Raw genomic sequence first — 21,061 nt, forward strand, 5'->3', positions numbered from 1 at the left:
CGATTAGCGATTGCCGTACGCGCGAAACCGCCTATATCGGACATATGTTCTTGCGCGCCCTGTTTGCCACTTTCGAAAACTGGATACAGCCTTTCGCAGCGCGCGACAGCCTGCAGCCGCCTGAACGGCTGATCCCGTATATCTGGTTCTATATCAGGCAGGCCAAGGCACCGTTCATTGCCATGCTGGTTCTCGGCGGCATGACGGCGGCGATCGAGGCGACACTGTTCTGGTTCGTCGGCCGCGTCGTCGATATTCTTGCAACCGTCAAACCTGGCGACGGCTGGAGCGGGCTGCTTGCGGCACACGGCACCGAGCTGTTCGGCATGCTCGTCCTGATCGGTGTCGTCCGCTTCGTCGTATCGCTGCTGATGTCCCTGGTCGATCAGCAGGTGATCACGCCGGGTTTCTACAATCTGGTGCGCTGGCAGTCCTATTTGCATGTGTCGCGGCAATCGTTGTCTTTCTTCCAGAACGATTTTTCCGGCCGCATCGTCACCAAGGTCTGGTCGGGCGGGCAGGCGGTCGGCGATGTCGTCACGTCATTGATGGAAAGCGTCTGGTTCGTCGGCATCTATTCGGTCTCGACACTGGTGCTGGTTGGTCAACTTGACCTGTCGCTCGCGGTTGTCGTGTTCTTCTGGCTGGTCGGCTTTGGCTTCCTTGCCCGCTATTTCGTGCCGCGTATCCGTCAGCACTCCAAGGAGACGGCCGAAGCGTCCTCGATGCTCAGCGGCCGTATGGTCGACGCCTACAGCAACATGCAGACGCTCAAACTGTTTGCCCGCGACGAGGAAAACGACCGCTACATGCGGCAGGGCTTCGATATCTTCCAAGATACGATCATCCGCTTCACCCGGTTCATTACCGGCGTGCGTGCCTCGATGGCGCTTCTGTCGGGGATCATGATCGTTACCATGGCGGCGATGAGCATCGACCTGTGGCTGTCCGGCGCGATCAGCTCGGGTGCCGTCGCGTTCACAATGGCGCTGATCCTACGGCTGAATTTTCTGTTGAGCCGGATGATGGTGCAGTTCAACGGCATCATGCGCAATATCGGCACGATCCAGAACGCCGCCGAAATGATTTCCCAGCCGGTGCAGCTTGTCGATCAGCCGGATGCGCCAAGCCTCGTCGTCAACAGCCCGGCGATCCGTTTTGACAATATCCGGTTCCATTACGGCAAAGGGCAGGGCGTCATCGATAACCTGTCGCTGACCGTCAAGCCGGGTGAAAAAATCGGTATTGTCGGCCGCTCAGGGGCTGGCAAGACGACACTCGTCAATCTGCTTCTACGCTTTTACGACCTGGAAGCCGGCCGTATTCTGATCGATGGGCAGGACATCTCGATGGTGCGGCAGGAAACGCTTCGCATGCAGATCGGTGTCGTCAGCCAGGATACATCGCTGCTGCATCGATCGATCCGAGACAATATCCTCTTCGGCCGTCCGGATGCCGACGAACACGGCCTGCGCGAGGCGGCCGAAAAGGCCGAAGCTCTGGATTTCATTGAGAGATTGCAAGACCAGCGCGGCCGCTGGGGATTTGACGCCCATGTCGGCGAGCGCGGCGTCAAGCTGTCGGGCGGACAGCGGCAGCGCGTGGCGATTGCGCGGGTGATGCTGAAGGATGCGCCGATCCTGGTGCTTGATGAAGCGACCTCGGCACTCGATTCGGAGGTCGAGGCTGCCATCCAGTCCAATCTTGACCGTTTGATGCATGGCAAGACCGTGCTGGCGATCGCCCACCGGCTCTCCACCATCGCCGCACTCGACCGCCTGATAGTCATGGATCAGGGCCGGATCGTCGAAGACGGTACCCATGAGCAGCTCATCGCGGCAGGCGGTCTCTATGCCGATCTCTGGCTGCGGCAATCCGGCGGATTTCTCGCCCGCGAGGCTGCGGCCGAATAACGCACCCAGGTGTCGCCAGACGGCCTTGTGATGCCGTGTTTTGATCATGCCGGGCGGCGAAAAGCGGTTTGCGAACATTGGCTTCGGTTTTCCCGCGACAATGTGGCTCACCTCTTGCGCTCAAGGCTAGACATCCCCAACGATCAAGCATAGAACGCGCCGGAATGCCGGGGGAATCTGCCGTTTTTTGGGATGGGCAAGGTTTGCCCGGTTTTGGTGCATGAGCGCGGAAGGCGAAAGTTTTCTTCGAATCGTGCATAGAGGCTTATTGATTTGGCGCTGTTCTTTCGCTCAAGTGTCAGCACGGGGCGCGGATCGACGCCGGGGACAGTGCGGTTTCCGCATACATTGCGTGAGAGGATGGTTTAGCCGTGAGCGAACACGAGATATCAAGCGAAACCTCGGGCGAGCCCACTCGCCGCGATTTCCTGTACTTGACCACCGGCATGGCCGGTGCGGTCGGTGCGGCAGCCGTTGCATGGCCGTTCATCGACCAGATGCGCCCTGACGCCTCGACCTTGGCACTCGCTTCGATCGAAGTCGATGTTGCCAGCCTTCAGCCGGGGATGTCGCTGACGGTGAAATGGCGCGGCAAGCCGGTGTTCATCCGCAACCGTACCGACAAGGAAGTCGAGGAAGCCAATGCTGTTGCGCTGGCCGACCTGAAAGACCCGGTTGCGCGCAATGCCAACCTCCCGGCCGATGCGACTGCGACAGACCTTGATCGCTCCGCCGGCAAGGAAAAAGAAAACTGGATCGTCATGATCGGCTCCTGCACGCATCTCGGTTGCGTTCCGCTCGGCCAGGCTGGCGATTTTGGCGGCTGGTTCTGTCCCTGCCATGGCTCTCACTACGATACGGCCGGCCGTATCCGTAAGGGCCCGGCACCGCAGAACCTCGCCGTACCGACCTTTGCGTTCGCTACCGACACAGTCATCAAGATCGGTTGAGGGGAATACTGATTATGAGTGGTGATCATTCAACCTATACGCCGACGTCCGGTATCGAGAAATGGGTGGATTCGCGCCTGCCGCTGCCGCGGCTCGTGCATGACAGCTTCGTTTCCTATCCGGTTCCGCGCAATCTGAACTACGCCTACACATTCGGCGCCATGCTTTCGGTCATGCTGATCATCCAGATCCTGACCGGCGTTGTTCTCGCCATGCATTATGCCGCAGAAACGACGGTTGCCTTCAACTCCGTCGAAAAGATCATGCGTGACGTCAATCAGGGTTGGCTCTTGCGCTACATGCATGCCAACGGTGCGTCGTTCTTCTTCATCGCCGTATATCTGCATATCGGCCGTGGTCTCTATTACGGCTCGTACAAGGCTCCGCGCGAAATCCTCTGGATCCTCGGCGTTGTCATCTACCTTCTGATGATGGCTGCCGGCTTCATGGGCTACGTTCTGCCCTGGGGTCAGATGTCCTTCTGGGGCGCCACGGTTATCACCGGCTTCTTCTCGGCCTTCCCGCTTGTCGGCGAATGGATCCAGCAGTTCCTGCTCGGTGGCTTTGCCGTCGATAATCCGACGCTCAACCGCTTCTTTGCGCTGCATTACCTCTTGCCGTTCATGATCGCCGGTGTCGTTGTCCTGCATATCTGGGCGCTGCATGTCGTTGGCCAGACGAACCCGACCGGTGTCGAAGTCAAGACCAAGACGGACACGGTTGCCTTCACGCCTTATGCGACCCTCAAGGACGCACTCGGTGTATCCGTGTTCCTGCTGTTCTACGCCTGGTTCGTCTTCTACATGCCGAACTTCCTCGGCCACCCAGACAACTACATTCCGGCTAACGCGTTGAAGACCCCGGCTCACATCGTCCCTGAATGGTACTACCTGCCGTTCTACGCGATGCTGCGCGCCATCACCTTCAATGTCGGCCCGATCGACTCCAAGCTTGGTGGCGTTCTGGTGATGTTCGGTGCGATCATCATCTTGTTCTTCCTGCCCTGGCTCGATACGTCGAAGGTTCGCTCCGCCGTCTACCGTCCCTGGTACAAGCTGTTCTTCTGGCTCTTCGTGATCAATGCCATCCTGCTCGGCTGGTTGGGTTCGCGCCCTGCTGAAGGTCTCTATGTCGTGATGTCGCAGCTCGGCACTCTCTACTACTTCGGCTTCTTCCTCGTCATTATGCCGGTTCTCGGCCTGATCGAGACACCGAAGCGCATCCCGAATTCCATTACCGAGGCGGTTCTGGAAAAACAGGCTGCGAAGAAAAAGCCTGTTGCTGCGTGATGTCTGCGAAGATCAAGGAACCCAAAACAATGAAAAAGCTTGTTACAGGCATTCTTTCGCTCGCAGTCGTCGCCGGACTTGGTGCAGGCATGGTGTTCGCCGCTGAAACGGGTGAAGCCAAGCCTGCTGGTGCTGCCGCCGAGGAAGAGCACGCTGGCGCTACGCCACATTACCCGATCCACAAGCCGGAGCAGGAAAAGTGGTCTTTTGCCGGACCGTTCGGCCACTATGACAAGGGCCAGCTGCAGCGCGGCCTGAAGGTCTACACCGAAGTCTGTTCCGCCTGCCACTCGATGAACCTTGTGTCCTTCCGTACGCTGGAAGGCCTCGGCTATTCGCCGGCCCAGGTGAAGACCTTTGCCGCCAACTACGAAGTCCAGGACGGCCCGAACGCCGATGGCGAGATGTATACCCGCAAGGCCGTGCCTTCGGACCATTTCCCGTCGCCGTTCCCGAACGCCGAGGCAGCTGCCGCGGCCAACAACGGTGCGGCTCCGCCGGACTTCTCGTTGATCGCCAAGGCACGCGGCATCGAGCGCGGCTTTCCGACGTTCATCTTCGACATGTTCACCCAGTATCAGGAAGGTGGCCCGGATTACATCCATGCGCTGCTGACCGGCTACCAGGACGCGCCGAAGGGGGTCGAGATTTCCGAAGGCACGCACTATAACCCATACTTCGCCAACGCCGCAGCGCTCGCCATGGCGAAGCCGATCTCCGACGATCAAGTCACCTATGACGATGGTTCGCCGCAGACGGTCGAGCAGTATTCGCGCGACATTTCCGCATTCCTGATGTGGGCTGCCGAGCCCCACCTGGAAGCGCGCAAGCGTACCGGTTTCATGGTCATGGTGTTCCTGCTGATCTTCACCGGCTTGATCTACCTGACGAAGAAGTCGGTCTACGCCAACAAGGAACATTGATCGGCGGCCGGTCATCCGGCACTGCATCGAAAGGCCCGGTTCACTCGATGAACCGGGCCTTTTCTTTTTGGTTGCGGGTTTGCATTGCAGGTTGCAAAGACGGGCAGCGGCGATAGTGTGGCGGCCATATCCGATGCAGGAGGTTTTGGTGCGACTGTTCCGTTTCGCTTCCTGGCTCGCCGCCACGGCAGGATTCCTTGCATCACCGCTTGCGGCCGCTGATTTCGACCAGCAGCGTTTCCTGGATGAAAAGGAGTGGCGGGTGATCGTCAGCCCCTATGTCTGGGCCGCATCGCTCACGGGCAATGCTTCGCTCGCCGGTTTCGACACCGATGTCGATGTTCCATTCTCCGACACATTCAATCACCTCGATTTAGCCTTCATGGGCAATGTGGAGGTGACCAACGGCACGTGGGGTGCATTCATCGATCTCCAGCACGTGAAGACGAGCCAGGGCGAGGAGCTCCAGTCGCAACAGCTGGATCTCGGCATAACCATGAACACCGTCGAAGGTGGCATCTATTACCGCGCTTACGAGGCGGCGCTTGGCGGTGATACGGCGTTCGGCCAGCCGCGGCGTCTATCGGTCGAACCGCTGATCGGTGTGCGCTGGAGCCAGCTCAAGGGAACGGTCGAGGCGCTTGGACGAAAAGTGGAAAAGCAGTCGGACTGGTGGGATCCGTTCGTCGGGTTGAGGGTCAATATCGATCTGAGCGACCGCTGGAACCTGTTTACCGAAGCAGATATCGGTGGTTTCGATGTCGGATCGAAATTTACCGTCAATGCCCAGAGCTATCTCGGCTACCGGACAATGATGCTCGGTCAGCCGACCATCCTGCGCGCCGGCTATCGCGTGCTTTATCAGGATTACGAAACCAACGATTTCACCGGTAATCATTTCCGCTGGAATGTTACCCAGCATGGACCCGTGGTCGGTCTTTCCATGCAGTTCTAGTTTTTTATAACGATCGGAGATGATCATGATCGATGGACGTTCAACGTTGATTACCACTATCCTGTCTGCCGTTCTAGCTGGTACGCTTGCAATGGCGCCCGTCGCCGAAGCCTGCACGCGGCTTGTCTACCTGGGGCCGGAAGGCAATATCATTACGGCGCGTTCCATGGACTGGAAGAGCGACGTTGCCACCAATCTCTGGATTTTGCCGCGCGGTATCGAACGAAGCGGGCAGGCCGGTGAAAACTCGATCAAATGGAAGGCGAAATACGGCAGCGTGGTTGCGACCGGCTATGATATTTCGACAACCGATGGCGTCAACGATGCGGGGCTGATGGCCAATGTTCTTTGGCTGGTCGAATCGGAATATCCCAAGTTCGACGGCCAGAGCAAACCCGGCTTGACGATTGCCGCCTGGGCACAGTACGCGCTTGATAATTTCGCCACCGTGGCCGAGGCCGTCGAGGCACTTGAGCGCGAGCCTTTTATGATTGTAACCGACAATGTGCCCGGGGAAAACCGGCTGACGACGCTGCATCTGTCGCTGTCGGACGCGACAGGCGACAGCGCCATCATCGAGTACATCAAGGGCAAACAGGTCATCCACCATGACCGTAAGTATCAGGTGATGACAAACTCTCCGACGTTTGACGAGCAACTTGCGCTGAATGCCTACTGGAAAAAGATCGGCGGCACCGTGATGCTGCCCGGAACCAACCGCGCGGCGGACCGGTTTGCGCGTGCTTCCTTCTATGTCGATGCCATTCCCAAGGAGGAGGACGCAAACCGGGCGCTCGCCAGCGTCTTCAGCGTCATCCGCAACGTCTCGGTCCCCTATGGTCTGAATACTCCAGAGGAGCCGAATATCTCCTCGACCCGTTGGCGTACTGTCGTCGATCACAAGCGCAAACTCTACTTCTTCGAATCTGCGCTGACGCCCAATACCTTCTGGGTCGATCTCAAAACCATCGATTTTTCTGCCGAGACTGGCAAGGTCAAGAAACTCGACCTTGGCGAAAACCAGGATCACACCTATTCGGGCGACGCGACCCCTTCGTTCAAGGACGCCAAACTGTTCCAGTTTCTCGGCCTCTGACCACGATAAACTCGCTGCATCAGCTTAAGGTCACAAACGCAAAACGCCTTCAGGTTATCAGCCTGAAGGCGTTTTTATTTTGGCTTTTACGGCCCGGTACCCGGGCTTAGCTGAAGCGTCCGGCGGCGTGTGCCAGCATCGTGTAGACCTTGCCGGTATCCGACGTGAGGTAGGTCTGGGTCATTACCTTGTCGCGGTCATTGCGGGCGACGTCGCCGAGCAGCTTTTCGAAGTCGGCGATGTAGCGGTCGACTGCCGTGCGGAACTCCGGCTCGCGATCGTACTTGCGCTTGATCTCGTCGAAGGTCTGCTGGCCCTTCAGCGTGTACAGGCGGCGTGTGAACACGTCGCGCTCGCCGCGCTGGTAGCGGCGCCACAGATCGACCGAGGCATCGTGGTCGATTGCGCGGGCGATGTCGACCGACAGCGAATTCAGCGATTCCATCACGTGGCGCGGGTTGCGGGTGTCGCCAGATCTGGTTGCGGCTGCAGGCTGCGCTTCGGCGGCACGCTGCTGGACTGGTGCTGCGGTTGCAGGCTCCTCTTCGCGCGAGGCGCCGCGCAGCAGGTCACGCATCCAGCCGCTGCCTTCTTCGGTCCGCTGACGGGTGGCCGCCTGTGGCTCGGGCTGACGGGCAACCGGCTGCTGGACGGCAGGCTGCTGGGCGGCGGGACGCGGCTGCTCGATGCCGAGGCTACCGCGAAGGGCAGGCTCCGGGCGGCGTTGCTCGACGGCAGGCTGCTGGGTGACGGCGCGGACCGGGGCGGGCGCCACGGCCTGTTGAACCGCCTGCTGCGCCGCTGTCTGCTGACGGACGACTGGTTGGGCGATCTCGAGCTGGCCGGAAGACTTGCCGATGATGTCGGAAAGCTCCTGCAAGGCCTTGATCTGCTCGGCGACCGCACGGCGCATGACCGAGGCATTTTCCTTGGCTTCTTCCGGCAGGTCGAAGGCACCGCGCTTCAGTTCTTCGCGGGTCATGTCGAGTTCCTTGCGGATCTCGTGGGCCGAGCGGCGGATCTCGTCGGTGGCGCCGCTGAAGCGGCTGACCGCTTCTTCGACGGCCTGGCGGATGGCTGCACCCATGTGCTCGGCTGTACCGTCGGACTTCTTGCTGGTTTCGGTCATCAGGCGGTCGATGTCCGACAGCGAGGCGCCGACACTGCCACGCAGACGCGAAGCCACTTCCTTGGAGCGTTCCTCGGCGCGGACGAAGGCACCTTCGACGGAGAGGCTGGCGTCTTCACCAGCCTTGGTAACGGCGGCGCGCATGGCTTCGCTGGCCGACGCGGCGCGGGCTTCGGCTTCCGACAGCGTCTTGCTGACATTGGCGAAGGACGACTGGACGCCGGCACGCAGGTTGCTGGCGATCTCGTTGGAGCGTTCTTCTGCCCGCACGAACACCGATTCCACCGACATGCTGGCTTCGTCGCCGGCCTTGACGACGGCATTGCGCATGGCTTCTGCTGCCGATGCGGCGCGCTGTTCGGCTTCGCTCAGAATGCGGCCGACATCGCTGAAGGACGACTGGATGCCCGAGCGCAGGTTGCCTGCGACCTGGGCCGAGCGGTCTTCGGCGCGCTGGAAGGCGCCATCGACGAAGCCTTCAAGCGCGTGCATGGTCTTTTCGATTTCTTCCGAGCGGCTGACGAGGCCGATGGAGAGCGTGCGCAGCGCATCCTGGCGTTCTTCCAGCGTGCTGACCAGATTGGACTGGGCGGCAGCGAGAAGGTCGGATGCCTGGCCGAGAACCTTGGAGTGATCCTCAAAGCGGCCGACGATGCCGCCGATCTGCGACAGGGTCGAGCCCGAGATGTCGGCGAGCTTGTCAACCTTGCCTTCGAGAAGGCGGGTCGAGGTCGACAGCATGTCGGAGGCGCGGTTGGCGGATTCCGAGAACCGCGTAGTCGTCGATTCCAGCTGCTCATCCATGGCGCCGAGATTGGCGCTGGCCTGCTCGATGACACCGGCAATCGAGCTGTTGCTTGCCGACAACTGGTCGATCAGGCCCATCGCCGTCGATTGCAGACGGTTTTCAACCATCTTCATCGCCTTGGCCGTCTCCTCGGCGCGGGTCGAGATCGCATTCAGCGTTTCGCCGGTGCGGGCGGTCAGGCTGTCGAGCAGCGTGGCATTTTCGGCGCGCAGGCGGTCAGCACTCTGCTGTGCTACTTCGCTGATCCGATCGGCCGCTTCCTTGCCGGTTGCGGCGTACTGATCGATGATCGGGCGGGCCTGTTCGTCGATGATGCGGGACAGTTCGGCGGAGCGGCCGGCCAGCATCGAGTTGAGCTCGCGGGTGCTGTCGTCGAGCGTGGTGCGGATCGTATTGCCACGGGCCTCCAGGGCCTTCTCGACGTCCGTAAGGCTTTGGGTCAGCGACGATGCCTGTTCGGCGACGCGCGATTGTGTCTGAGCAATTCGGGCCGCTGCGCCATCGGATGCTTCGCCGACGGAACGGGCAAGCTCGGCGCTGCGCATGGCTGCGGTCGCGGCCGTCTGTTCCACGGCCGTCTGGAAATCGGCCTGCCGTGCAGCCATCGCCTGAGCGAAGTCTTCACCAGCCTTGGCCAGCAGTTCGGCAGAGCGCTGCGCTTCCGCATCGATGCCCTGGGCTGCTTCGCCGACGGCGCCGCGCAGGTTGGTGACGAGGCCTGCGGCCTTGCCCTCGATCGTGCGGCTGACATTGTCGAGACCGATCGAAAGGGCGCGGTCCATGGTGCCGAGACGTTCTTCGATGCGGCCGGTACCGCCTTCGATGCTGGCTTCGATCCGTGTGGCGGCGGCTGCCGTGACGCGGTCGAGTTCGGCCGTGTGGGTGGTCAGCGTCTCGGTGATACGATTTGCTGCTTCGCCACTGATGCGGTCGATCTCTTCTGTACGGCCGGTCAGGCTGCCGGCGATCCGGTCGGCGGCGAGGGTGCTGACGCGGTCGAGTTCTGTCGTATGGTCAGACAGGGTCGAGGCGATGCGGGCTGCGGCTGCATTGCCGACACGGTCGATCTCTTCTGTCCGGCCTGCAAGGCTATCGGTGATCATGGCAGCTGCTGCCGTGCTGATCTGATCGAATTCAGCCGTATGGGCAGACAGTGTCTCGGCAATACGTGCTGCGGCAACGCCGCCGATACGTTCAATTTCGTCGGTGCGGCCGGCAAGGCTGTCGGCGATGCGCGCGGCTGCGCGGTCGCTGACCTGATCCAGTTCGGAGACCTTGGCCGACAGGGTATCGGCGATCCTCTGGCCGGCATTGTCGACAAATTCACTGACGCCGCCAACGCTTTCGCGGATGCGGCTTTCCAGCACGCCGAGGCTGCTTTCGATGCGTGCGCCGGTCTCGTCAACACTGCTGTTGATATTGGTGAGCGAGGTGTCCATCCGGTGCGTCAGCGTGTCGGCGGCGCGGCTGATCTGATCTGCCGTCTCGCCAAGCTGAGTGGCAACGTGGCTGGTGCTGGCAAGCATGCGCTGTTCAAGCGCGAGCGCGCTCTTGTCTATGGTGCCACCAAGTTCCGCCTGGCGCTCGTCCAGCGTCATTTCCAGCATGCTGGCGCTGGTGGCCAGCGTCGTGGCGATCGACATCGACTGTTCGGCCAGCACGTCCGAAAGCTGGTCGGTTCCGTGGGCAACCGCGACATTGATCGCGTTGATCCGGTCGTCGAGCGTTGCCCTGATCTGGTCATGCGTGGATGCAAGCGATGTCGACAGCTGGTCGGCGCGGCCGGCAAGTGTCTGCTCGATATCGGCGGCCCTGCCGGTCATGGCGAGCGCCAGTTCGGAAGCATGGCCGGAAAGGGCGCTGGCAATCTCTGCAGATGTGCTGGTCATGGTGCCTGCGATATCGCTGACACGGCCGGACAGATTTTCGGCGATCTCGGCAACACGGCCGGAAAGCTGTTTTTCGATATCCCCAACCCGGTCGGCCATCGTTTCGGCAATGGCGCTGGCCCGGTAGGACAGGCTGTCGGCAATTTCTTCTGTATGGCTGCTGAGCGTATCCGTCATTTCGGTCGCGCGCGCAGACATCGTGCCGGCGATTTCAGCCGAGCGTTCGGACAGAAGCGTGTCGAGGCTGGCCGTCTGGGTAGCGAGGGTGTCGCCAAGCGCACGGCCATGTTCGGACATCAAGCTATCCAGGCGCTCGGTGGTGCCGCCGATGGCCTGTTCGATTGCTCCAGCGGAGGAGGTCAGAACGTTGGCAAGCGCGCCGGTACGGTGAGACAGGATCGTATCAAGTCGCTCTGCCGTGCCATCAAATGCACCGTCGATGGCCGTTGTCGATGAAGACAGGACGTCTGCGAGGGCACCTGTACGCTGCGACAAAATGGTATCAAGCCGCTCTGCCGTGCCATCGAATGCGCCGTCGATCGCCGTTGTCGACGACGACAATACGTTTGCAAGGGCGCCTGTACGCTGTGACAGGATGGTGTCGATCCGTTCTGCCGTGCCATCGAATGCGCCGTCGATTGCCGCTGTCGAGGAGGTCAGGACGTCTGCGAGGGCGCCGGTGCGCTGTGACAGGATGGTGTCGATCCGTTCTGCCGTGCCATCGAATGCGCCGTCGATGGCTGCCGTCGAAGAGGACAGGACGTTTGCAAGGGCGCCTGTACGCTGAGACAGGATGGTATCGATCCGCTCTGCGGTGCCTTCAAAGGCGCTGTCGATGGATTCCGAGCTTGCGGCGAGCAGGCTCGAGAGTTCGACGGTGCGCTCGGACAGTGTGTTGTCGAGCCGCAACTGGCTGGCGGCGATCGACGTGGTGATTTCGTCGGCGCGGTTGGTCAGTGTCTCCTCGATACGGCCGTGGATCGCCTGCAGGCCGTCGATGAAGCCGGTCGTGTGCGTATCCAGGTTTTGAGCAAGCTGCTGGTTGCTTGCAGCAATCGCACTGGTCCGGGCGTCAAGCGTTTCGGCAAGCCGCTGCTGGCTTTCGGTGAGGGCTGTTTCAAGCGAGATCGCGCGGTGGGCGAAGCCGTTCTCAAGCCGGTCCTGCGCCGCTGTCAGTGCGCCCATCAGGCTGCCGGAGCGTTCCTGCAATACGCTGTCGATGCGGACATGCGCGTTGCCGATGGCATCGCTGAGTTCAGCCGTCTTGCCGCTGATAGTCTGCTCGATGAAGTCCTGCGTCGTGCCGAGGGTCGTCGCCAGTGTCAGTGACTGATCCGACAGGGCAGACTCAAAGCGCTCGATACCGCCGTCAAGAATGCTGCCGATGGAATCCGCGCCGCCGTTGACCGACTGGTTGATGCGGGCGAGGCTTTCCATCAGCTTGCTATCGAGCAGGCCGGCACGCTTGTCGAAGGCATTGGCAAACTCGTGGAACCGGCTGTCGAAGGCGGTTGCCAGATGACCGACGGTCGTCTGCAGCTTCTCGTCGAAGAATCCGGTGCGCAGATCGATATCCATGATCATGTCGTCGGCGCTGGATTTCAGGCTCTGGCGGAAGCTTGCGCCCTTTTCGTCCAGCGTCGCGTTCAGCGTGTGGAGAATGTCGTCGAGGCCGCCAGTGATGGCTTGCTGGCCAATGTTCAGGCTCTCGTTGAGATCACGCGTGCGGGCGATCAGCGTCTCGTTCAGCTGGCGGGCGCGTTCGTTGAGGGCTGCGTTCAGCTTTTCGGTATTGGCGTCGAGCGAGGAGGCGCGGGTCTCGAACTGACCGAGCAGTTGCTGGCCGCGCTTTGCGAGCGTCTGGCTCAGATTGTCGAGACGGGTATCGAATTCGTTGCTGAGCGAAACGCCAGCGGTCGTCAGGCCCGAGAGCAGGGCATCGGTGCGGGTCGACAGCATGGCGCCGATCGTCTGGGTGGCGCTGTTTGAGCGCTCCATCAGGGCTGCGGCACGGGTCTCGATCATCGATGCAAATGCCTCGCCGGACGTGGCGATGCGGTTGGAAATATCGTCACCGGCAAGTGCCAGTTCGTCCTTGAGCTGGGTATGGGCGCCGGAAATCGATGAACGGATGCGTTCGGCATGGCCGACGATGGATTCGCGCTCGAGGCCGAGCTCCTGAACCAGCGTGCGGACGCGCAGTTCGTTGTCGCTATAGCTGCGCTCCAACGCGTTGACTTCGGAATGAACCAGGGTTTCCAGTTCGGTGGCACGGGCGATCGTCCGCTCGATACCTTCGTTCATTGCCGAAACTTCGCGGCGGACGGCCTGGCCGACCGTCATGATGCGTTCGGAGGCTGCGGTTTCCGGCTCGGCCAGGCGCAAGGCGACTTCGGCCATGGAGCGGGCGGCGCTGCGCAATTCCTGGGCGCGCGAAATCATGATGGCAAAGGAGAAAAACAGCATCACCGGCAGGATGATGAAGATCGCTACACCGATGGCACCCGGCATGGCCGACAGGTCGGTAAGCGAGCGGATTTGCCAGATTTCCGGGCCGTAGAGAAGATTGGCGACACCAAGGCCACCGATGATCCACAGGGCGGAGACTGCTGCAGCGATGCGCATCGCCGAGCGGCTGGAGCGGACGTCCAGCGATCGCAGGATCGCGGCCGGAGTCTTGCGGCCATCGTCGTTTGCTGGCGCAAAAGAGGGTGCCTTGGGGGCTGGCTCCGGAGACAGGTTTCTTTGGGTTTCGGCAGCGCGGGCAGCCTTGGCTGCCTGTTCCTGCTGGGCTTTTTGCGTCTTCGCCTGGCTGAGTGCAGGTGACTGTTTGGCCGGCTCCGACACTTTCTCCTCTGGATGATCCAGCGAAGTCTTGTCGTTGAGGGCAGACTTAAGCTCGTCAAAATCGATTTTCAGAGCGTCTTCCAACGCCTGAAATGCCTTGTCGTCGATCGACTCATTGCTTTTATTTGTCGCCATGCGGATACGCCTCGTTACCAAACTGTCCTTTCGGAAGGATCCGCCGCAACACCGCCTGCATTGGGAACACCTCCGAAACTCGGACGGTGACATGAGGATACGCGCATCACATTTACGCAGAACCCTGACATGCACCCATTTCAAACACGCACCGGCGGACAACGCATTGAGACCCGTAGGTACTTCATTCAATACAGCTTTCCGCCAGGACCCGATTACACCCGGAGATGTAAACATATCCCTCAACGTACCGTAGTGACACATTCACCGGTTTCTTACAATTAAGCCCCTCCGGCATTCGTTAAAATCCTAACAAGTTCTTAATGAAAATTGGAGGCGTTTTGGCCAAAAACCCTTGTAATCAGGCGGTTTAATGGCCGTTAACTATGACAAGCGAAAGCTGCCCGCATTGCGCCGCGTTTTAATCAGATAGCAGCGACGCTCCGGCTTAATCAGCTTCAGAGGTAATGCAAATGGCGGCTTTGCAGGGCGGGTGACCATACGGTGCGCGCCATCTTGAAGCCACATAATAGGTAGACGGGTCAGGCACTTCCAGACAAATCCGGGCAATCCGGGACGTCATGGAAGAGCGAACCGGGTAAAAACGGGACGACCGGTTGCGAGCCGGTGCGTCAGAAAAAAACACAACAAGGACATTGGCACATGGCGGCTCTCAAGATCGCATTCGAAGCACCTGACAATTTCGGGGGCGCTTGCCCTTCCACGTCGAGGCCCATCGATCTCGTGCATCTGGCGACGCAGACGATGGGTGACAAGCTTCTCGAAATCGAAGTGCTGCAAATGTTTGCCCGCCAGACCCGGCAGTTGATGAAGGACCTTTCGTCCGACAGCGCCGACGCCAGGCTGGCGACTGCCCACCGGCTGCGTGGAGCGGCGCTGGCCGTTGGCGCTTTCGGTGTGGCCGAGACCGCCGCCGCGGTTGAAGCGGCGCCGCAGGATGCCGGCAATCTCGCCGCCCTCGGCGCGGCCGTGCTTGAGGCCGAGCTGTTTATCCTCAAACTCTGCCGGTAGTTCATGGCAATGGCCGCTCCGGCAAATGCCGCAGCGACAAAGGGCCACGGGTGCTGCTGCTCCAGGCCCGAACCCCTTCGAGTTGACTGGCGAAGGGATTTGTTGGAAGAAATCGGATGAATTCGCCGCGTTTCAACGCCGCTCCAGTTTCGGGGCGGCGCTGTTTTTCCTGCGGCTAGCCGAAACAACGCCAAGCATCCGGAAGAAACAATGCCAAAACTGAGTATCATCGCCTTTGACGGCACGCGCCACGATCTTGAGGTTCAGGCCGGCTCCACCGTCATGGAGAACGCCGTACGCAACTCGGTGCCCGGCATCGAAGCCGAATGCGGCGGCGCCTGTGCCTGTGCTACCTGTCATGTCTATGTGGATGATGAATGGTCGGCGAGGGTGGGTGCGCCGGAAGCGATGGAAGAGGACATGCTCGATTTCGCCTATGACGTGAAGCCGACCTCGCGGTTGTCCTGTCAGATCAAGATGAGCGACGGCCTGGACGGGCTCGTCATTCATGTTCCCGAGCGTCAGGCCTGAGTTTCTGGCGAATTCCGGTTGTGATGACCAAAAAAAGCCCCGCTTGTCGCGATCGACCTGCGGGGCCAGGAGGGCGCATCGCATGCAGATGAGGGAGGGAACATCTGCTGCATCAAGATACGCCAGGAGAACACAACTTGCCTGATGGCTCCGGCCGGTCGAACATCAATCCGGAACGGGACAGTCAAGCACAAGACAATACTTCCGGTTTGGCGCAGTCCACGCGGTGGCGCATTCAGTAATCCGGAGCGGAGTGAGGTCAGCTTGTTTTTCTGCTCTTCACTCTATGCTTTCACTGTACATCAACTTTCCACGTTGTTGTATCGCTAGAAATCACCAATGATATACTGTTGACGCGCAAGCTGCGTGGTTTCTCAATTCGGACTGTTTGAGGCAGCGATTCGGCGGCAGGGGCCGCGTTTACTGCTTTTTCAGTGTATCAAGCCGGTACTGCAGCAAACGGATCATCCGGCGGTCGAAATTGGCGGCTTCCATCCTGTCGAAGCGTGCCTGATCGCGGTCATGATCCTGGATCGCGCTTTCGCTCAGCCGTGCAACACGGGCTTGCATGCGCTCGCAATCAGCCTCCGGTCTCAGCGACAGGAAGTCCTTTTCCAGCTTGCGGGCATGATTGCGGGCAATTTCGGCATGGCGCTCCTCGTGGCGCTTGATGTCACTCGACAGCGTATCCCAGACGAGGGCGAGGTCGCGGTTTGCCTTGTTACGATTTTTCCAGCGGGGCAGGATCAACCTTGTGCTGAGTGTGACTTTTGCACTGCCGACTGCGCAGCGATTGCCGTGCTTCACATAGGTCACCGTACCGCCAAACTTGATCTTGGTGGCGCCAGGATGGCGTGAACCGCTGCTCTTCATCATCGGTCCGTTTTCCGACAGGGCCTTGTCCAGCTCCTCCGCCGTGCGGCCACCGATCGAGAAATACGTGATGCTCTTGTTCACTACGGTTTCGGCATGGGCTATCGAAGAGGAACTCGCCACGACGCTTGCTATCAGAAGCGCGGCGAATGAAATGCGGCCAGTTGGCATATGTTTACAGGTCTCGGCAGTTGAACTTCTCAAGAGCTTGGGGCATAGCCAGCCGGAGCGCAACAGCAAATAGGCAACAGCCCCCGGTAAACCGGAAAAGCCAATGTATTTCGGGTATTTGCGGTTAGACAATTCTGTTTGCACCTCTGGTGCTGCCAAATGCTCGCCGATCTGCAAGCCGTGTGCAAGAAAGGGAATGAAACAGTCATGACCGATCCTTTCCAGCCATTCGAATGGGTGTTGGCGCATGGCCGTTCATTGACGCTCGGTCCGAAAGGGCGATTGATGGCGATTATCAACGTGACTCCGGATTCGTTTTCCGACGGCGGCAGCTATAGCGAAACAGAGGCAGCGGTATCGCAGGCGCTGCATTGCATCGAAAACGGCGCCGAAATCCTCGATATTGGCGGTGAATCAACCCGTCCTGGCGCCGCCGTGGTGACGGCTGCGCAGGAGCAGGACCGTGTGCTGCCCGTGATCGCCGCTCTTGCCAGCCGGACTGACGTGATCATTTCCGTGGATACATACCGCGCCGAGACGGCCAGCCTCGCGATTGCGGCAGGCGCCCATATCATCAACGATGTCCACGGGCTGCAGCGTGAGCCTGACCTTGCCAATGTTGCGGCGGCGACCGGCGCGGGCCTGTGCATCATGCACACGGGCCGCGACCGCGAGAAGCTCACTGATGTGGTCGCCGATCAGTATCATTTTCTTGAACGGTCGCTGGAGATCGCGGCAGCAGCCGGTGTCGACCGTCAGCGGATCGTGCTCGATCCGGGCTTTGGATTCGCCAAGGATACAAACGAGAATGTTGCATTAATGGCGCGGTTTGACGAGTTGTCGGGTTTCGGTCTGCCGCTTTTGGCGGGCACCTCGCGAAAGCGCTTTCTCGGGGCCATTACTGGCCGGGAAGCGCCGGAGCGGGATGCTGCTACCGCCGCAACAACGGCGCTGCTGAGAATAGCAGGCGCTGCGGTTTTCCGGGTACACGATGTCGCAATCAACAGGGATGCGCTTCTGGTGGCTGATGCTATGCTGGCCGCAAAAAGAAACATGACGGGACGGCCTGGGAAGGAAAATCGACTATGAAACCGATCTACACGATCACCCTGAAGAACTGCGCCTTCTTTGCGCGCCACGGCGTCCATGACGAGGAGGAATTCCTCGGGCAGCGTTTTTTCGTCGATGCGGAGCTGGATGTCGAGCAGGGGACAGCGCTGATTGAAGATTCTATCGATGATACAGTGCATTACGGCATTGCCTTCACCGAGATCGAGAAGATCATTACTGGCCGTCGGCGCTACCTGATCGAGGCTTTGGCACTGGAAGTGGCGACCACGCTCTGTTCGGTTTTCCCGCAAGTCCGCCGGGCAAAGATATCGATCCGTAAGCCGAATGCGCCGGTTCCCGGTGTGCTCGACTATGTCGAAGTCACGGTTGAGCATTTTGCCTGATATGGACGGGCATCTGGCGACGCTTGGCCTCGGTGGTAATATCGGCGACCCGGCCGTGTCGATGGCGCGCGCGCTCGTCCTTCTGGACACGCGGGCCGATTGCGCGGTGGCGCATGTATCCAAACTCTATCGAACGCCGCCCTGGGGAAAAATCGATCAGGACTGGTTCTTCAATGCCTGTGCTGCGGTGAGGACCACGCTGTCTCCGGAGGATCTGCTCGATGCCTGCCTGTCGATCGAGCGCCAGATGAAGCGGGAGCGGCTGGAGCGCTGGGGGCCGCGGACGATCGATATCGACGTGCTGACCTATGACGGCCGCACCCAACATTCGCAGACGCTGGAAATACCGCATCCGCGGATGACCGGGCGTGGATTTGTCCTGAAGCCGCTTGCGGATTTCGCGCCGGATCTGGCCATTGCCGGCCGCACCGTTGCGGAGTGGCTGGCGGATGCCGATGTGGTGGGCATCGAAATTGCTGATCCACGCAGCGACTGGTGGCGACAAATTTCGGCAGCGGCGTCACCGTGAACGCAAAAGAGCCGGACAAGCCGGCTCTCTGAAGGTGTTTTACAGGTAAGTTTTACTCGATCGAGCCGACAGCCATGTTGTCGACCTGGCGGTTAAGGCTGACGCCGATCAACGGAACCATCGTGTCTTCGACCTTGACCGAGATGGTGATGTTGAGGGTGGACGGATCCTGCAGCCGGGCGATCATCGCGCCGTTCAGCTTCTTGCGATTGATGCCGACGACGACCTTGTCCTTGGCGACGTTGCCCGAGACAATATCCAACCCCTTGCCATTAGCGCCGTCGAGGAACTTGCCGGTATAGGTCTTGCCTTTCTGAGTGATCAAAGCTGTCATCGGCTGCTTGAAAACGCCGACGCGGCAGGTACCATCGAGTTTGATGCCTGCGGACGCGCCTTCCGCCGGTTCGCCGATCAGGTCGCAGGTGAATTTCGTCCCCTTGTACTTACCGGCGACGATTTCGCCAGGGCCTTTCCATTGACCGGAAACCTGTTCGAAAAACGCCTTGTCATCGCCCGAAAAAGCGGGCGACGCTGCGCAGGTCAGGGCTGCGAGTGAGGCTGCGGCAACGCCGCGAGCGATCAAAGAAGGGCGCGAAAACATGAACGATCCTTGAAGGTCGATGTCAGGAATGTGAGGCTACATTTGCACTTAAATGGTTAATGGAGCGTTGCGTCGGTCTGCTGGATGATGGTGAAAAGAGCCCGCGGAATGTTTTGTCAGGATGTTTCCACGCAGTTGAAACCATTGGAAATGCTGATTTTTCACGCGGGATCACCATGACGTGTGCAGCGGTGACCGGATGTGCTTTTGAAACCGCTGCGCTGTTTGTTACGTAGTTGCGCATATAAAGGGAGGTTCGGGATGACCATCATGGACGATATCGAGTCGCGCCCCGCGCCGCAGAATGACGAAAAAACCATCATATACCGCCACCGCATCGCCACGCGCATAACCCACTGGATCTGGGCGATTACGCTTTTCTTTTTGTTGTTGAGTGGGTTGCAGATCTTCAACGCCCATCCTCAACTCTATATCGGCAATCAATCCGGCTTCGAATTCGAAAACAGCGTCCTCTCAATGCGTGCAATGCAAGCCGCCGACGGGACGGTTGGGGGGTACACGACAGTTCTTGGTCACAGTTTCGATACGACCGGCGTGTTCGGCATGAGCGGCCCGGCCGGTAACCCATCCTATCGCGGTTTTCCCGCATGGGCGACGCTGCCTTCCTACCAGGATCTGGCGACTGGCCGCGTCATACACTTCTTCTTTGCCTGGCTCTTCTCCGCCGCCTTCCTTGTCTGGTTCGCTAGCAGCCTGATCAGTGGGCATCTGACGCGCGATATTCTTCCCTCCGTCGCCGATATCAGGTCTTTGCCGCGTAGCATCGTTGATCATCTGCGCTTCCGGTTCCATCATGACGGCCGTTACAACGGGCTGCAGAAATTGGCCTATGCTGGCGTGTTGCTGGTGATCTTTCCGCTGATCATTGCGACCGGTCTGACAATGTCTCCGGGTATGAATGCGGCGTGGCCGTGGCTGCTTGATATTTTTGGCGGCCGCCAGACGGCGCGGACCATCCATTTCCTCTGCATGGCAGCGCTGGTGGCTTTCTTCGTCATTCATATCCTTATGGTGATCGCGGCAGGACCGCTGAATGAAATGCGCTCGATCATTACCGGCTGGTATCGCGCAGACAAGAAAAACGAGGAGCATTCGGCATGACCCGGTTTATCATCAACCGCCGAAAGTTCCTGACCCTTGCAGGCGTCGCCGCGTCTACCGTTCCGCTTTCTGGCTGCGATGCCTTTGACAGCTTTCTCTCAGGTCAAAGCCCGGTGCGCGAGTTCCTTGCGTCGGCAAACGGGCTGACCTACCGCGCCCACCGCGCGCTGATTGGCGCCGACACGCTGGTGCCGGAGTTTGCAGCCAGCGAAATCCGTCAGGGCCAGCGGCCGAACGGCTCCACCGACCCGACTGATGCGGATTATCTTGCGTTGAGGGAGACGAGTTTTTCCAACTACCGGCTGGTAGTCGGCGGGCTGGTCGAAAAACCGCTCAGCTTCAGCCTCGATGAACTGCGCAATATGCCGGCGCGTACGCAGATCACCCGCCACGACTGTGTCGAGGGATGGAGCTGTATTGCCAAATGGACCGGCGTGCCGCTCCGCCAGATTCTCGATGAGGTCCAGGTGAAACCGGAAGCGCGTTTCGTGGTGTTTCATTGCTACGATACGATGGACCTCGGGCTGCAGGGCGCCGTGCCTTACTACGAATCGATCGATCTCATCGACGCGCGCCATCCGCAGACAATTCTGGCCTATGGCAATAACGATAAGCCGCTGGCGATTGCCAACGGCGCGCCGCTGAGGGTGCGTGTCGAACGGCAACTCGGCTACAAGATGGCGAAATACATCAAGGGTATCGAGCTTGCATCTTCGCTGGCGCCGTTCGGCGGCGGCAAGGGCGGCTTCTGGGAAGATTTGGGTTACGACTGGTATGGCGGCATCTAGAGGTGCTTCATCGTCAAACGGGAACG

16 protein-coding genes are annotated in these 21,061 nt (G+C 59.8%); 13 read left to right on the forward strand and 3 right to left on the reverse strand.

Annotation, left to right across the window (positions count from 1 at the left end):
- Nucleotides 1–44: 44 nt before the first annotated feature.
- From ASD36_RS14550 to ASD36_RS14575, 6 genes are all read left to right on the forward strand, one after another.
- Nucleotides 45–1,913 carry an ABC transporter ATP-binding protein gene (locus tag ASD36_RS14550; protein ID WP_060505563.1) on the forward strand — a complete coding sequence of 623 codons (1,869 nt, stop codon included), beginning with the start codon at nt 45–47 and terminating at the stop codon, nt 1,911–1,913.
- Nucleotides 1,914–2,284: 371 nt separating this feature from the next.
- Nucleotides 2,285–2,863 (forward strand): ubiquinol-cytochrome c reductase iron-sulfur subunit, encoded by a 579-nt coding sequence (gene petA, locus ASD36_RS14555; RefSeq protein WP_037095693.1) that lies wholly within the window; start codon nt 2,285–2,287, stop codon nt 2,861–2,863.
- A 14-nt stretch (nt 2,864–2,877) separates the two neighbouring features.
- Nucleotides 2,878–4,152 (forward strand): cytochrome b N-terminal domain-containing protein, encoded by a 1,275-nt coding sequence (locus ASD36_RS14560; protein ID WP_060505562.1) that lies wholly within the window; start codon nt 2,878–2,880, stop codon nt 4,150–4,152.
- A gap of 29 nt (nt 4,153–4,181) precedes the next feature.
- Nucleotides 4,182–5,075, forward strand: a complete 894-nt coding sequence (locus ASD36_RS14565; protein ID WP_060505650.1) for a cytochrome c1 — start codon at nt 4,182–4,184, stop codon at nt 5,073–5,075.
- A 148-nt stretch (nt 5,076–5,223) separates the two neighbouring features.
- The gene (locus tag ASD36_RS14570) at nt 5,224–6,030 is read left to right on the forward strand and encodes a hypothetical protein (protein WP_244489843.1); all 807 of its coding nucleotides are present in this window, start codon (nt 5,224–5,226) and stop codon (nt 6,028–6,030) included.
- A gap of 25 nt (nt 6,031–6,055) precedes the next feature.
- Nucleotides 6,056–7,126 (forward strand): linear amide C-N hydrolase, encoded by a 1,071-nt coding sequence (locus tag ASD36_RS14575; protein ID WP_060511010.1) that lies wholly within the window; start codon nt 6,056–6,058, stop codon nt 7,124–7,126.
- A gap of 106 nt (nt 7,127–7,232) precedes the next feature.
- Here the strand turns inward: ASD36_RS14575 and ASD36_RS14580 are convergent, their stop codons facing one another.
- On the reverse strand, nt 7,233–13,934 hold the full coding sequence (locus ASD36_RS14580) for a kinesin (protein WP_060511012.1): 6,702 nt from the start codon (nt 13,932–13,934) through the stop codon (nt 7,233–7,235).
- 663 nt (nt 13,935–14,597) lie between these two features.
- Here ASD36_RS14580 and ASD36_RS14585 point away from each other — a divergent pair.
- Together ASD36_RS14585 and ASD36_RS14590 are read left to right on the forward strand one after the other, a co-directional pair.
- Nucleotides 14,598–14,966 carry an Hpt domain-containing protein gene (locus ASD36_RS14585; RefSeq protein ID WP_060505558.1) on the forward strand — a complete coding sequence of 123 codons (369 nt, stop codon included), beginning with the start codon at nt 14,598–14,600 and terminating at the stop codon, nt 14,964–14,966.
- Between the two features lie 210 nt (nt 14,967–15,176).
- On the forward strand, nt 15,177–15,497 hold the full coding sequence (locus ASD36_RS14590; protein ID WP_060505557.1) for a 2Fe-2S iron-sulfur cluster-binding protein: 321 nt from the start codon (nt 15,177–15,179) through the stop codon (nt 15,495–15,497).
- Between the two features lie 420 nt (nt 15,498–15,917).
- On the opposite strand, the gene ASD36_RS14595 is transcribed toward ASD36_RS14590, so the two are convergent.
- On the reverse strand, nt 15,918–16,541 hold the full coding sequence (locus tag ASD36_RS14595) for a DUF922 domain-containing protein (protein WP_060505556.1): 624 nt from the start codon (nt 16,539–16,541) through the stop codon (nt 15,918–15,920).
- A gap of 207 nt (nt 16,542–16,748) precedes the next feature.
- On the opposite strand from ASD36_RS14595, the gene folP reads away from it, so the two are divergent.
- The 3 genes from folP to folK are packed head-to-tail and all read left to right on the forward strand — an operon-like array spanning nt 16,749 to nt 18,524.
- The gene (gene folP / locus ASD36_RS14600; RefSeq protein ID WP_060505555.1) at nt 16,749–17,630 is read left to right on the forward strand and encodes a dihydropteroate synthase; all 882 of its coding nucleotides are present in this window, start codon (nt 16,749–16,751) and stop codon (nt 17,628–17,630) included.
- Complete coding sequence (folB, locus tag ASD36_RS14605) at nt 17,627–17,995, forward strand: dihydroneopterin aldolase (RefSeq protein WP_060505554.1); 369 nt, start codon at nt 17,627–17,629, stop codon at nt 17,993–17,995. The genes folP and folB overlap by 4 nt, the downstream gene beginning before the upstream one ends.
- A 1-nt stretch (nt 17,996) precedes the next feature.
- Nucleotides 17,997–18,524: a 2-amino-4-hydroxy-6-hydroxymethyldihydropteridine diphosphokinase gene (gene folK, locus ASD36_RS14610; RefSeq protein ID WP_060505553.1), complete on the forward strand. Its 528-nt coding sequence runs from the start codon at nt 17,997–17,999 to the stop codon at nt 18,522–18,524.
- A 52-nt stretch (nt 18,525–18,576) separates the two neighbouring features.
- On the opposite strand, the gene ASD36_RS14615 is transcribed toward folK, so the two are convergent.
- A complete protein-coding gene (locus ASD36_RS14615) occupies nt 18,577–19,125 on the reverse strand; it encodes a hypothetical protein (RefSeq protein WP_060505552.1) in 549 nt (182 codons plus the stop codon).
- Nucleotides 19,126–19,386: 261 nt separating this feature from the next.
- Between ASD36_RS14615 and ASD36_RS14620 the strand changes: the two genes are divergently transcribed.
- Nucleotides 19,387–20,247, forward strand: a complete 861-nt coding sequence (locus tag ASD36_RS14620; RefSeq protein ID WP_112834667.1) for a cytochrome b/b6 domain-containing protein — start codon at nt 19,387–19,389, stop codon at nt 20,245–20,247.
- A complete protein-coding gene (locus tag ASD36_RS14625) occupies nt 20,244–21,035 on the forward strand; it encodes a molybdopterin-binding protein (RefSeq protein WP_060505551.1) in 792 nt (263 codons plus the stop codon). The genes ASD36_RS14620 and ASD36_RS14625 overlap by 4 nt, the downstream gene beginning before the upstream one ends.
- The last annotated feature ends 26 nt before the right edge of the window (nt 21,036–21,061 follow it).

It is taken from the genome of Rhizobium sp. Root1334, from assembly GCF_001426665.1.
Taxonomy (GTDB): Bacteria; Pseudomonadota; Alphaproteobacteria; order Rhizobiales; family Rhizobiaceae; genus Pararhizobium.

Coding starts and splice junctions, on each gene's coding strand:
- ASD36_RS14550 (WP_060505563.1), top strand. CDS start 45: ATGTTCTTGCGCGCCCTGTTTGCCACTTTCGAAAACTGGATACAGCCT.
- ASD36_RS14560 (WP_060505562.1), top strand. CDS start 2,878: ATGAGTGGTGATCATTCAACCTATACGCCGACGTCCGGTATCGAGAAA.
- ASD36_RS14565 (WP_060505650.1), top strand. CDS start 4,182: ATGAAAAAGCTTGTTACAGGCATTCTTTCGCTCGCAGTCGTCGCCGGA.
- ASD36_RS14575 (WP_060511010.1), top strand. CDS start 6,056: ATGATCGATGGACGTTCAACGTTGATTACCACTATCCTGTCTGCCGTT.
- ASD36_RS14580 (WP_060511012.1), bottom strand. CDS start 13,934: ATGGCGACAAATAAAAGCAATGAGTCGATCGACGACAAGGCATTTCAG.
- ASD36_RS14585 (WP_060505558.1), top strand. CDS start 14,598: ATGGCGGCTCTCAAGATCGCATTCGAAGCACCTGACAATTTCGGGGGC.
- ASD36_RS14590 (WP_060505557.1), top strand. CDS start 15,177: ATGCCAAAACTGAGTATCATCGCCTTTGACGGCACGCGCCACGATCTT.
- ASD36_RS14595 (WP_060505556.1), bottom strand. CDS start 16,541: ATGCCAACTGGCCGCATTTCATTCGCCGCGCTTCTGATAGCAAGCGTC.
- folP (WP_060505555.1), top strand. CDS start 16,749: ATGACCGATCCTTTCCAGCCATTCGAATGGGTGTTGGCGCATGGCCGT.
- folB (WP_060505554.1), top strand. CDS start 17,627: ATGAAACCGATCTACACGATCACCCTGAAGAACTGCGCCTTCTTTGCG.
- folK (WP_060505553.1), top strand. CDS start 17,997: ATGGACGGGCATCTGGCGACGCTTGGCCTCGGTGGTAATATCGGCGAC.
- ASD36_RS14615 (WP_060505552.1), bottom strand. CDS start 19,125: ATGTTTTCGCGCCCTTCTTTGATCGCTCGCGGCGTTGCCGCAGCCTCA.
- ASD36_RS14620 (WP_112834667.1), top strand. CDS start 19,387: ATGACCATCATGGACGATATCGAGTCGCGCCCCGCGCCGCAGAATGAC.
- ASD36_RS14625 (WP_060505551.1), top strand. CDS start 20,244: ATGACCCGGTTTATCATCAACCGCCGAAAGTTCCTGACCCTTGCAGGC.